This window comes from Vibrio sp. 970 (assembly GCF_033339075.1).
Genome location: NZ_JAWOTW010000005.1, coordinates 14,128 through 26,967, shown reverse-complemented (window position 1 = coordinate 26,967; position 12,840 = coordinate 14,128). Strand labels below are relative to the sequence as shown.

At 45.9% G+C, this 12,840-nt stretch carries 10 protein-coding genes; 7 read left to right on the top strand and 3 right to left on the bottom strand.

All coding sequences use genetic code 11. The annotated features are described in order from the left end of the window. Positions 1 to 37: 37 nt before the first annotated feature. Entirely contained in the window at positions 38 to 718 is a 681-nt protein-coding gene (locus tag R7Q11_RS08915; RefSeq protein ID WP_005379896.1) for a TIGR00153 family protein, read from the bottom strand. Between the two features lie 212 nt (positions 719 to 930). On the opposite strand from R7Q11_RS08915, the gene R7Q11_RS08910 reads away from it, so the two are divergent. After that, positions 931 to 2,463 carry an inorganic triphosphatase gene (locus tag R7Q11_RS08910; RefSeq protein WP_225466380.1) on the top strand — a complete coding sequence of 511 codons (1,533 nt, stop codon included), beginning with the start codon at positions 931 to 933 and terminating at the stop codon, positions 2,461 to 2,463. Positions 2,464 to 2,504: 41 nt separating this feature from the next. Here R7Q11_RS08910 and R7Q11_RS08905 read toward each other — a convergent pair whose 3' ends face one another. Then, positions 2,505 to 3,278, bottom strand: coding sequence for a potassium channel family protein (locus tag R7Q11_RS08905; protein ID WP_025768395.1), 774 nt, complete (start codon positions 3,276 to 3,278; stop codon positions 2,505 to 2,507). Positions 3,279 to 3,383: 105 nt separating this feature from the next. On the opposite strand from R7Q11_RS08905, the gene R7Q11_RS08900 reads away from it, so the two are divergent. From R7Q11_RS08900 to hldE, 3 genes are all read left to right on the top strand, one after another. Beyond that, entirely contained in the window at positions 3,384 to 4,640 is a 1,257-nt protein-coding gene (locus tag R7Q11_RS08900) for a methyl-accepting chemotaxis protein (RefSeq protein ID WP_042521819.1), read from the top strand. Between the two features lie 113 nt (positions 4,641 to 4,753). Next, complete coding sequence (gene glnE / locus R7Q11_RS08895) at positions 4,754 to 7,597, top strand: bifunctional [glutamate--ammonia ligase]-adenylyl-L-tyrosine phosphorylase/[glutamate--ammonia-ligase] adenylyltransferase (protein WP_205461406.1); 2,844 nt, start codon at positions 4,754 to 4,756, stop codon at positions 7,595 to 7,597. Between the two features lie 67 nt (positions 7,598 to 7,664). Next, a complete protein-coding gene (gene hldE / locus R7Q11_RS08890) occupies positions 7,665 to 9,095 on the top strand; it encodes a bifunctional D-glycero-beta-D-manno-heptose-7-phosphate kinase/D-glycero-beta-D-manno-heptose 1-phosphate adenylyltransferase HldE (protein ID WP_017633601.1) in 1,431 nt (476 codons plus the stop codon). 178 nt (positions 9,096 to 9,273) lie between these two features. Here the strand turns inward: hldE and tolC are convergent, their stop codons facing one another. After that, complete coding sequence (gene tolC / locus R7Q11_RS08885) at positions 9,274 to 10,602, bottom strand: outer membrane channel protein TolC (RefSeq protein ID WP_005379884.1); 1,329 nt, start codon at positions 10,600 to 10,602, stop codon at positions 9,274 to 9,276. 229 nt (positions 10,603 to 10,831) lie between these two features. Here tolC and nudF point away from each other — a divergent pair, with 229 nt between their 5' ends. The 3 genes from nudF to cpdA all read left to right on the top strand — a co-directional run bounded on the left by nudF (position 10,832) and on the right by cpdA (position 12,793). Beyond that, the gene (gene nudF, locus R7Q11_RS08880) at positions 10,832 to 11,482 is read left to right on the top strand and encodes an ADP-ribose diphosphatase (protein WP_025768397.1); all 651 of its coding nucleotides are present in this window, start codon (positions 10,832 to 10,834) and stop codon (positions 11,480 to 11,482) included. Further along, the gene (locus R7Q11_RS08875) at positions 11,482 to 11,925 is read left to right on the top strand and encodes a DUF1249 family protein (RefSeq protein ID WP_017633603.1); all 444 of its coding nucleotides are present in this window, start codon (positions 11,482 to 11,484) and stop codon (positions 11,923 to 11,925) included. The genes nudF and R7Q11_RS08875 overlap by 1 nt, the downstream gene beginning before the upstream one ends. A gap of 61 nt (positions 11,926 to 11,986) precedes the next feature. Beyond that, a complete protein-coding gene (gene cpdA / locus R7Q11_RS08870) occupies positions 11,987 to 12,793 on the top strand; it encodes a 3',5'-cyclic-AMP phosphodiesterase (protein ID WP_025768398.1) in 807 nt (268 codons plus the stop codon). Positions 12,794 to 12,840 lie beyond the last annotated feature (47 nt).

Here is a 12,840-nt window from a genome sequence, read left to right as displayed (position 1 = left end):
TTAATTATGCTCTTCGTTATGTCGTTAACTTTATGTTTTAAGATCGAGATAGCATGACTTCCAAACGAGCACCTACGCGCTGCGCTTGGTCGGCAATACCACCTACCCATTCAAGAATCTTGTATAGGAACATGACATCGATAGGGTTCATGTCAGCTTCAATCACCATCAACTGTTGGCGAAGTTCAATCTGCATGGCATCGGTATCATCTTCGATAACGTCTAATTGATGAATCATTTCAGCGACGAGCGTCACTTCACGGCCTTTGAAGCCGGTTTCTAGCAATTCATCAAGTTCATTGATTACCTTTTGCGCCTGATCGGCAGCATCAAGACAACGTTGAACGTAAGCGAGGAAGTTTGGTTGGAGAGCCTCAGGGATGACAAGTTGACGACCATATACACGGCCAGCAATGTCTTTTGCCAGGTTTGCAAGTTTGTCCTGTTGAGTCAAAAGCTCAAGCATGTCAGTACGGTCGACTGGCATGAACAAACCGCGAGGCAGTTTTAGACGGATTTCACGTTTCAGCACATCCGCTTCTTTCTCTAGGTGAGAAATTTGTGCACGGATTTCTGCTGCTTTTTCCCAATCACCCTTTGAAGATACTTCAAAGAATTTCACCAAGTGTGAACAACATTCGTTGACACACACAACGTGGCGTTGCAAAGGCTTAATTGGGGACTTTGCAAATAACCCCATAATTGTATTTACTGGCATGGTCATTCAACCTAATAACTATAACCTTAAAAAAACATACACCATTTCTGAGTGCTTGGCGAAATGTTGAACGATGGCTATAAAGGCGCGCATGGTAACGCATTAAATCGCTCATTAAAACTGTTTTAGATCATCATTCCGGCGATATTTCTCTCTTGCCGTGTGAGAAATTACGCAATATCCTGTTTCTATCTGCTTTGAAAGGTATAGCTATGGAAACCGAAATAGAACTGAAGTTTTTTGTTTCTCCTGAATTTTCAGAAACTTTAAAAGAAAAAATTTCTGAGACAAAAGTACTTCAGCATAGTTGTCGTGACTTGGGTAACACCTATTTTGATACTGCCGATAAATGGCTTCGAAAGCACGACATTGGTTTAAGAATTCGCCGTTTTGATGATGTATTCGTCCAAACCGTAAAGACAGCAGGACGCGTCGTCGCAGGCTTACATCAAAGACCAGAATACAATGCTGAGCACACTAGCGACGAGCCTAATCTGTCGCTTCATCCTCTAGATATTTGGCCTCCAGGTAAAGATGCAGAAACGCTGCAATCCGAGCTTATGCCATTATTCTCGACCAACTTCACACGTGAACAATGGCTGATTGGCATGCCCGATGGCAGTCAGATTGAAGCTGCTTTTGACCAAGGCTTAGTTGTAGCCAAAGGTGAAGACGAAGAAGAGAAGCAAGAGCCAATTTGCGAAGTTGAACTGGAACTTAAGTCTGGCCAAACCGAAGCTTTATTCACACTGGCACGCAGCTTTTGCGAGCAAGGTGGTATGCGCTTGGGTAACTTGAGCAAAGCGGCGAAAGGTTATCGACTTGCAAGCGGTTACGCGGGTGATGAAGTAAAATCATTGGCACTTGTGGACAGTAGTCCGACGGATACCGTTGAATTTTGCTTGATCAACTCTTTAGAGCACGCTTTGTCTCATTGGCATTATCACGAGCAAATTTATGCTGAGCGTGACAGCGTGGAAGCACTGCGTGAAATCAGTAATGCCATTCGTTTCATTCGTCAAACATTGACCATTTTTGGCGGGATTGTCCCTCGTCGCGCGAGCGCGATTCTGCGCCAAGAGCTTAAATGGTTGGAAGAAGAATTGAGTTGGTTGGATGAGCATGCACACCTTGAAGAGCTTTTAGATGACAAAGGCAATGTGCTGCGCAAGTTGGATGCACGTAAGTTCTTAGTATCTGAGTTGACTCAGCAGTTACAAGAGTTGCCAAGCCGTGAAGAAGTGCTAGGGTTGCTCAATTCCGCGCGTTACACAGGGTTACTGCTGGATCTAAGCCGCTGGATCTTAGCGCGCGGTTGGCAGCCATTTCTTGATGAAAAAGCACGTGAAAAAATGGCAAGTAATATCATGCCGTTTTCAGTTACTCAGCTCGATCGCACTTGGGCTGAGCTAATGGAAGCTTTCCCAGCAGAGCGCGATTTGACGGCGCAAGAGTACGTTGATCAGCGTTATCGCTTATTGCGTAACCTCTATACTGGTATTGGTTTCGCGAGTTTGTATAACTCGGATGAGCGTAACAGCTTCCGTTTACCATGGGCGGATCTGGTGCATGGTATCGATGATCTGCTAATGCTGAACCACTTGCTCCCGTTGGTTGATATGCTGGAAGACGCAGAAAAAGAGCAGTTAGAACGCTGGTTGCACCGTCAAGAGCGCTCAATTTTGCATGCAATGGATCAAACCCGAGCGATCAGTGTGGAAGTACAGCCTTATTGGCGTGAATGATCGTTCTGGTGGTAACGACAAAAAAATAGGACTGCATGGTCCTATTTTTTTGTCTCTGTTTTACGTTGTTGTAGCTCTTTTTCCATGAAATCGAGTCGTTCTAGTATTTGCGCTTGTTGGGTTAGGAGCTGCTCGAGCATACGTTCTTTATTGATTGAACTGTGCGTCTGTTGTTTCGTTGGAGCAGTAAGGATAGAGGTGATAAGACCCGAGATCATACCAAAGATACCCACCCCGCAAACAATGATGATGACAGCCAAAAACTTTCCTATGGAGGTCACAGGATAATGATCGCCGTAACCAACCGTTGAGATCGTTACAAATACCCACCACAAAGCATCGGCGCCAGTGCGAATATTCGCTTCTGGGTTTTTCGCTTCGATAAACAGCATTGCACTAGAACCGAGCGTTATGAGGATAACCATCAATAGCAGTATAGAGGCGACCGTAGTTTCGCGGCGGTTTTCTTTGAGCTGATGCAAAATGAACTTTGACGAACGCAGTACTAATACCACTCGCATAATATGAAAAATACGAGCAAAGCGCAGGGGCTCTATCAATGGGATGCTCGCCACGAAATCTATCCAATGACGTTTAAGGAATAACCAGCGATCTGTGGACCGGATCAAATCAATGGTGAGCTGTAGTAGAAAAATACTACAGATTATGAAATCCAGACCGATAAGAACTTGACGGGTTTCGTGATCGATCGGGAAAAACAACAAGCCAGAGATCACAAATAGTGCCATAAAAGACAATATTAGTGACAACAGGCCCATCGGTCGTGTGCTGTCTTTGATATCATTGTTTTTCATACGAAGCTCAAAATAAATCGCGTAACCACGCAAAGCGCGAACATAACTATAAGTAATATAAAGATTATAGATAAAGACTATATAAGACTCGGTGGAGAACTGACAATGGAAAAGCTGGCATTTAAGCCATGGGAAAGGGTCATATCCGACATTCGACTGGTGCCTAAAATGGTCATGTTGATGGTCTTCAGTACTGTCCTGATCGTGGCAAAACAACTGTGGGACGCAAACACTTTTTACGACTCACTTTTAGCGGCGACACAAAACGCGCAAGTTGCCCAACAGCATTATGAAGCATACTTAACGCAAGTTGCTTGGCAAACCGCCTTATTGATAGTGGTTTTTGTCGTGCTCTTATTAGCGGCGGCTAGAGTGATGTTGCGTCAAACACAGTATCTGAGCGACGCGATCAAACTGATGGCGAGCAAGAACCTCTCTGTTCCATTTGGTATGGATTGTAAAGATGAATACGGAGACGTGGCACGTGAATTAGAAAAGACACGTCGACAATTGCACGATGTGATTCAAATGCAAATTAATGCGTCTGATGAATTATCAACGCTCACCGAAGTCATGACACTGAGCATGTCGGAAACGAAGGAATCGGCGCAAGAAGAGTTTAACGAAATTGATCAACTTGCTACGGCGATGAGTGAAATGTCGTCGACGGTCCAAACGGTTGCGGAACATGCCAAGACGGCATCTTCTCTAACAGAGCAAGCTTCCGCGCAAGCAATTTCTGGTCAGCAGTTCTTGCAAAGTACAATGGCGAAAATGAGTGAACTTTCATCGGATATCGCTTCATCGGCACAAGCGGTTAACCAAGTTGAAGAACGTGTTGAAGCCATTGGTAGCGTTGTGGGGACGATTCAAGGCATTTCTGAACAAACCAACCTGCTTGCACTGAATGCGGCGATTGAAGCGGCGCGAGCTGGCGAGGCTGGGCGGGGTTTTGCTGTGGTTGCAGATGAAGTTCGTAACCTTGCCCAACGTACACAACAAGCGACGGTAGAAATTCAAGAGATGATCGCACAGCTGCAAACCAGTGCTGAATCTGCGGTAGAACTCATGGAAAAAAGCGTTGTAGAAGCGGCAGATGGAAACGAGCTGGTTTCTAATGCTGGATCTGAGCTCGATGGTATTGTTGGGCAAGTGACGCAAATCAATGACATGAACTTCCAGATCGCGACGGCGTCTGGTCAGCAAAGCAGTGTTGCAGAAGAGATGAGCCAAAACCTCACCAATGTACGTGAGTTGGTGGAAGCCTCAGTTGTTGTCGTTACCGAGCTGCTAGAAACCTCTGAAATGATGCAAAATAATGCAGGTGAGCTAGACAAGAAGATCAAATCTTTCCAAGTTTAATATTCGATCCCGAACTTTTGATAAAACGCCCACAAACCTTTTGTGGGCGTTTTTATTTGCTTTCAGTCTGGTATAAAGAATGAGTTACCGTGCTTTTCAAACAAGGAAGAAAAATGCAGCTGCCTTCGCCACTGATTTCTATCGCTGAATCTGCCGTACAAAACGCCCAAGACGCAGGTTATTTTCCCCTTTGGCCCGATGAGGTTGCGCAGCAATTTCGTTATGTGGCGGGCTTAAGCCAATTTATAACCGAAGCCATTCATCGCGATGAAGTCCTAGGCCGTGAGTTGCCAAGTATGTTAGCGCAGCCAAGTCGTCAGGAGTCTTACCGCTCACGTCTTGCTGAACTGTTGGAACAATGTCCTGATGAGATGTCTGGTCATCGCGTGTTGCGTCAGTTTCGCAACCGAGAAATGGTGTACATTGCGTGGAAGGATTTCACGCATGCATGGTCGCTAGAGACGTCTTTAAGCCACTTATCTGAGTTGGCAGAAGCGATGATTTTTGAAACCTATCAATGGCAATATCAAGTGTGTTGTCAGGAGTGGGGCACACCAACAAGTGAGGACGGTGAAGTGCAGCCGATGTTAATTATCGGCATGGGGAAACTGGGTGGTGGCGAGCTAAACTTTTCTTCCGATATTGATCTAATTTTCACGTACCCAGAGAATGGCGAAACCCAAGGCGCACGCCGAAGCATTGCCAATGCCCAGTTCTTTACTCGTCTTGGTCAACGCATCATCAAAGCGCTCGACCAACAAACCTTCGATGGTTTTTGCTACCGCGTCGACATGCGACTTCGCCCATTTGGAGAAAGTGGCCCCTTGGTAATGAGCTATGCCGCACTTGAAGATTATTACCAAGAACAGGGGCGAGATTGGGAACGTTACGCGATGATCAAAGCTCGGGTGATGGGATGTGAGATGTACCCGCAGTATCAAGAGCTACGCCAAATGCTGCGCCCTTTTGTTTTTCGTCGTTATATTGATTTCAGTGCGATTCAATCTTTGCGACGAATGAAGTCGATGATCAGTAGCGAGGTTCGCCGCCGAGGGTTGAATAACAACATTAAGCTAGGTGCGGGTGGCATCCGAGAAATTGAATTTATCGCTCAAGTTTTTCAATTAATTCGAGGTGGTCGAGAGCCTTCTTTGCGTAATCGAGGGCTGTTGGAAACGCTGCAAGGCATTGAAGAGCTGGCATTGCTTACTCCACAAGAAGTCAGCGATCTAGAAGCCGCATACAAGTACTTGCGTCAATTAGAAAACTTGTTGCAAGCAATGGCGGATAAGCAAACCCAGACGCTGCCTGATTGCGAAACCGAACGCTTAAAGCTCGCCACCGCGATGAAAATGAGCTGTTGGGAGCAATTAATTGAGCAAACCCAGCAGCATATGGCAAATGTTCACCAAGTTTTTGAATCACTAATTGGTGATGATGAAGAAGACGAGGGGACTACCGTTGCTCGTCATTTTCATGAGCTATGGGATATGGCCGACAAACAAGACGTTCTTGAGCATATCTTGCAGCAGGATATTCAGATTGAAGACTTTGCTTCATGCGCGAAAACCATCATCAACTTTAAAACCGATCTGGCCAAAAAAACGTTAGGCCCACGTGGACGCGAAGTGCTCAATCGTTTGATGCCGAAAGTGTTTGATGCGGTCTTTGCCCATCCTGATGCACAGTTTGGTTTATCTCGTGTACTTCACTTGCTACACAACATCTGCACTCGCACAACTTACTTGGAATTATTGGATGAGAATCCAGCGGCTCTGGTGCAGCTCGTACGTTTGTGTACCGCAAGCCCAATGATTTCAGAGCAGCTGTCTCGTTATCCTATCTTGCTTGATGAGTTGATCGACCCTGCGCAGCTGTACAATCCCATTCCATTAGACAGTTACCGTACAGAGCTGCGTGATTATTTGGCACGTATTCCTGAAGATGATATGGAACAGCAAATGGAAGCGTTGCGTCAGTTTAAGCAAATTTGTATTTTGCGTATTGCAGCGGCAGATATTGCTGGCGCATTGCCAGTGATGAAAGTGAGTGACCATTTAACTTATTTAGCGGAAGCTATCGTGGATGCGGTGATCAGTCAGGCTTGGTTGCAAGTGTCTGAAAAGTACGGCGAGCCAACGCATGTGAAAGATCGTGAAGGCAAAGGCTTTGCTGTAATTGGTTATGGTAAAGTCGGAGGGTGGGAGCTCGGCTATAACTCCGATTTGGATATTGTCTTCATGCATGACTGCCCAGTCAATGTCTACACTGACGGCAAAAAAGAGATTGATGGTCGTCAGTTCTACCTTCGTTTAGCACAGCGTATCATTCATATTTTCTCCACTCGCACCGCTTCCGGTATTTTATACGAGGTCGATACCCGATTGCGTCCGTCCGGTGCATCGGGTTTGTTGGTTAGCCCAACGGACGCGTTCGACGACTATCAACATCAAGACGCGTGGACATGGGAGCATCAAGCACTTGTCCGCGCGCGCATGATTTATGGTGATGAACCACTGGCGATAGCATTTCACAATACGCGGCATGATGTGTTGTGCAAAGCACGCGATCAAGCTGAACTGAAAAAAGACGTTGTCGAAATGAGAGAAAAAATGCGCGGTCATCTTGGGGGGAAAAAGCCAGGCCGCTTTATGCTCAAGCAAGATGTAGGTGGGATTACCGATATCGAATTTCTCGCTCAGTACCTAGTGCTCAACTATAGTCACGATAAGCCGAAATTGACGCGTTGGTGTGATAATGTGCGCATCTTTGAAACGCTCATTGCGCAAGATGTTATGGACGAAGACCAAGCAATGCAGTTGATACGTGCTTACACGACAATGCGCAACGAAATACACCGCCGAAATCTACTCAATTTAGACGCTGATGTGGTGGAAGATAAGTTTGTTGCCGAAAGGGAGTGGGTAAAACAGGCTTGGAATCAGTGGTTCAGTTAAGACCATATATTTAGCCTCGATAAGGGCTGTGATAAACTCACTTCGATTTAATTTTTGGAGACCAACAATGAAACCAATTCTACCTGATTACAACAGCGCTGGTGTGCTCATCATCGGTGATGTCATGCTAGATCGTTACTGGTATGGCCCAACCGGGCGCATTTCTCCTGAAGCGCCGGTTCCTGTTGTAAAAGTAGAAAACAATGAAGAGCGTCCTGGTGGTGCTGCGAACGTTGCGATGAACATCGCATCACTAGGTGGCCATGCTCACATTGTTGGTCTAACTGGGGAAGATGAGCCTGCAAAAGTGCTGACGGAGACGCTGAGCTCACTCAATGTGAAGTGCGATTTCGTTGCACTGCCTGATTACCCAACGATTACGAAGCTTCGCGTAATGAGCCGTGGACAACAGCTTATTCGTCTCGACTTCGAAGACAAGTTTGAAAACACAGATTCTGCACCTGTGCTATCACGTATGGATGCCGCACTGCCAAACGTTAAAGCCGTGATTATGTCTGACTACGCAAAAGGTTCGTTAGAGCATGTTCAGGCATACATTCAAAAAGCGCGCGCAGCAAATATTCCGGTTTTCATTGACCCGAAAGGTGCGGATTTTGAACGCTACCGTGGCGCAACACTTCTTACGCCAAACATGAAAGAGTTCGAAGACGTTGTAGGTAAAGTGAAATCTGACCAAGAGCTAGTAGAGAAAGCACTGGCTTTGGTTGAAGAGTTTGAATTTGAAGCGCTTTTAGTGACACGCAGCGAAAACGGAATGACCTTGATTCGTCGTGGCCAGGAACCGTTCCACCTTCCAACTCAAGCGAAAGAAGTGTACGACGTGACAGGTGCGGGCGACACGGTTATCTCTGTATTGGCAGCGTCTGTTGCCGCAGGCAAATCATTTGAAGAAGCGTGTGCACTAGCAAACGCAGCGGCAGGTGTTGTGGTTGGTAAACTAGGCACGTCAACGCTTTCTGAGATTGAATTAGCAGAAGCGGTACATGGCAGCCAAGACACGGATTACGGTGTGATTTCAGAAAAAGCACTGATCGAAGCGGTGAAAAAAGCACGTGCTCGTGGCGAGAAAGTCGTTATGACAAACGGCTGCTTTGATATTCTACACGCTGGGCATGTGTCTTACTTAAACCATGCTGCTGAACTGGGCGATCGCCTAATCGTTGCGGTTAATACCGATGAGTCAGTAAAACGCCTTAAAGGCCCTGGTCGTCCGGTAAACCCAACCGATCGCCGCATGGCGGTGTTGGCAGGTTTGGGCGCTGTGGATTGGGTTGTACCATTTAGTGAAGATACGCCGCAGCGTTTGATCTCAGAAGTTCTACCAAGCTTGCTAGTAAAAGGCGGTGACTACAAACCAGAAGAGATTGCTGGTGGTAAAGAAGTCATTGCGGCGGGTGGTGAAGTTCGTGTATTGAACTTTGAAGATGGCTGCTCGACCAGTGAAATCATTAATGCAATCAAAGGCGGTAAGGGCTAAGGCTGCTGTTTGTTAGCATTGAAATGCTATTTGCTCATAAAGGTCGCTAAGTGCGGCCTTTTTGATACTTGTAGTTCAGAGGCACTTTTAAGCTCTGAACTACAAGTAATAAAAAACGCCAGCTGATAACTCAACTGGCGTTTTTTATTTATTAAGACCTGAAGTATTCAGTTCGCGGTTATTTTGCCGCTTTCAAACCTGCATCAACGTCCAAGATGTCTTGTTCGCTTAGCGTACCAACTGCTTGGCGTAGCTGAAGAACACTTAAAATGTAGTCGTAACGAGCGTTCGATAGGTTTTTGTTCGCATCGTATAGACGACGAGTCGCGTCCAGTACATCAACGATAGTACGAGTACCTACATCAAAGCCAGCTTCTGTTGCTTCTAGTGCAGAGCGTGCAGAAATAACCGCTTGCTCATACGCACGTAATGCGCCGATAGAGGCGTTAATGTTGTTGTTTTGTGCGCGAACATCTTTGACTACGCTACGGTACTGTGCTTCAAGATCTTCGCTTGCTGCCACGTACGCGTATTCAGCCTGTTTGGTTTGAGAGGTTACGTTACCACCTGTGTATAGCGGTACTGCAAGGTTCACACCAATATTGAAGTTGTCTGTCGTGTTGTCACGAGAGCTATGAGAAGTATCACCGTAGTTGTAACCACCATCTAGAGAGAGCGTTGGTAGGTGGCCAGAGCTTGCTAGTGAAATATTGTCACGCGCAATGTCTTGAAGAATACGTGAAGATAGCAAGGTCAGGTTTTTGGTTTTTGCTTCATCAATGAGCGATTCAGCTGGTACGGTCGATGGGCTAGCAGTGAAGCGGCCAGTGTCCAAAATGTTGAGATCTTTGTGCTCTTGGCCTGTAATTTCACGCAGTGACTCGTAGCTATTAGTGAGCGCGTTTTCTGCCAACACTTCGTCCGCTAGCACTTGGTCGTACTGAGCTTGTGCGTCATGCACGTCAGTGATTGCAGACAAACCTACTTCAAAACGCTGTTTAGTTTGCTCAAGTTGACGGCCAACCGCGGCTTTTTCTGCACGTACGAAAACAAGATTATCTTGTGCGCGTAGAACTTCAAAATACGCTTGTGACACGCGAAGAATCAGTGCCTGTTGCGTCGCTGCGTAAGTTGCGTCTGCTTGGCGAGCACTTTTCTCAGCAGTATCTAGAGAGATCCAAGATGCGCGGTTGTAAAGTGCTTGTGAAAAGCTAACGCCAGCGGTTAGCGCGTTGCCATCGTTTGATACGTCGCTAATTAGATTTGAATCGTATTCAGTATCACCACGAGTTAAATTGTAACCCGCAGTAAGGTTGATCTGTGGTAATAGAGCACTACGGCTTGAGGTGATTGCTTCGAAAGCTTGGTCACGTTGTGCTGCTACACTGAGCAATTGTGGATCATTTTGTTTTGCCAAGTCGTAGATTTCAGCCAAAGAGTCTGCGAACGCAGACGTACTCATGCTACCTAGCGCTGCACTGATAAATAGTGGAAGCAATTTTTTCATTTTCTATTCCCGCGGTCCATAGATTGGTTAATTCTCAGTAGTTTAACTCAATTTGCACGATATTTACTCTAAAGTTTGCACTTTTTTACACGTAATTATCCACTTGTGCAATAAATTTTTAGCGAAGACTTAAATTAATTTGTAACTATTATACAAAAAGTTGAGCCAAGTCCTTTGAGCAAGCGAATAACAATGAGTAAACTACAGGATTCACTCAGAGAGGTGTTGAATGCAACAGCGTGACAAACAACAACAAGATTTTACTTCGCGAGATGTAAAAGTCATCTCGAAAGAAACCTTATTTGAAGGTTTTTTCAAAATGGTGAAATACCGCTTTCAGCATAGGCTATTTGCTGGTGGTTGGAGTGGAGTTGTCGAACGAGAAATGTTCGAGCGTGGTCACGCAGCAGCGATGCTTCCTTATGATCCAAAGACGGACCAGGTCGTAATCATTGAACAGATTCGTATTGGCGCGTTGGAACATGAACACCCTTGGCAGCTAGAAATTGTCGCCGGTATGATTGACCGCGATGAATCAGCTGAAGCCGTAATTCGTCGAGAGGCTGTCGAAGAAGCGGGGATTCAGGTGGGGCGCGTTATACCTGTCACTTCTTATTATCCTTCGGCTGGTGGTTGCTCGGAAAAGCTAGACGTCTTTGTTGGTGAAGTGGATGCGTCTAAAGCGCACGGCATTCATGGTTTAGACTATGAGAATGAAGATATCCGAGTTCATGTCATGAGTCGTGAAACGGCGTATCAATGGGTGAAGGACGGGAAATTTGAAAATGGTGCGTCGATTATTGCGTTGCAATGGCTGCAATTACACCATCAAGAGTTAAAGTCAGAATGGGGACAATCCCAAACGGTGGAGAGTGAGTAATGGCACAATTGGCTGAAAAACAACAATATCATGTTGATTTAGCTGGTCTTATGAGAACGTATGAGACCAACTACGCTAAGTTGAACGCCTTATTGCCTGCTTCTGCCGAAGTTGGGGATGTACGTTGCTACCAAGCGGCGAACATGGTTTACCAATTGACCGTGAATGAAATCACAAAATACACCACAGTTGTTGAGATATGTCAGAGTGATGAAACGCCAGTGTTTCCTTTACCGACGATGTCTGTCAGGCTTTATCATGATGCGAGAGTAGCCGAAGTATGCTCAAGCGGAGAGTTCTCTCGCATAAAAGCTAAGTATGATTATCCCAATGACCAACTGATGCAGAAAGATGAAAAGCATCAATTAAACACATTCCTCGGTGAATGGCTGACGTTTTGTTTACGAAGTGGTATCAGTAGAACACCACTTGCCTTCAATTGATCGTCACGTCACTAAAGGAAAATAACAAATAACGATATAGTGGACGAATCAGGTTTTCATTTTGCAATCATCTAGTGACAGCATCAAACTTTTACAAATTACGGATACTCATCTGTTTGCTGCCGATGAGGGAAGTTTGCTAAGCGTAAAAACAGTCGATAGCTTCAATGCTGTTGTTGCTGATGTTTTACGCCGCAACGTGGCGTTTGATTACATCTTGGCGACGGGGGATATTTCCCAAGACCATAGTGCAGAATCTTATCAGCGCTTTGCCAACGGCATTGAACCGCTAGAGAAAGACTGTTTTTGGCTACCTGGTAATCATGATTACAAGCCTAATATGGGCAGTGTTTTGCCTTCGCCACAAATCAAAGCCGCAGAGCATGTATTGATTGGCGAGCATTGGCAGTTAATTCTTTTAGACTCGCAAGTGGTTGGCGTTCCTCATGGGCGCTTGAGTGATCAGCAATTAACGCTACTCGAAGAAAAGCTAGCCGAACACCCAGAAAGACACACACTTGTTTTGTTGCATCATCACCCGTTACTGGTGGGAAGCGCGTGGCTTGATCAACATACTTTAAAAGATGCCGAAGCGTTTTGGCAGGTTGTCGAGCGTTTTAATAACGTGAAAGGCATTCTCTGTGGTCATGTTCATCAAGATATGAATGTGCTTCACAAGGGCATTCGAGTGATGGCAACACCCTCAACTTGTGTTCAGTTTAAGCCTAACTCGGATGATTTTGCCCTTGATACCACTTCGCCTGGTTGGCGGGAGCTGCAACTACACGCTTGTGGCGATATTACGACCCAAGTAGGTCGGCTTCCCGATGGCCAGTTCCAACCAGACTTCTCTTCTAACGGCTACTAACGCGCCCGAGCTCTCTGTTCGGGCTCGCTTTTTTGTGCGAGATATCT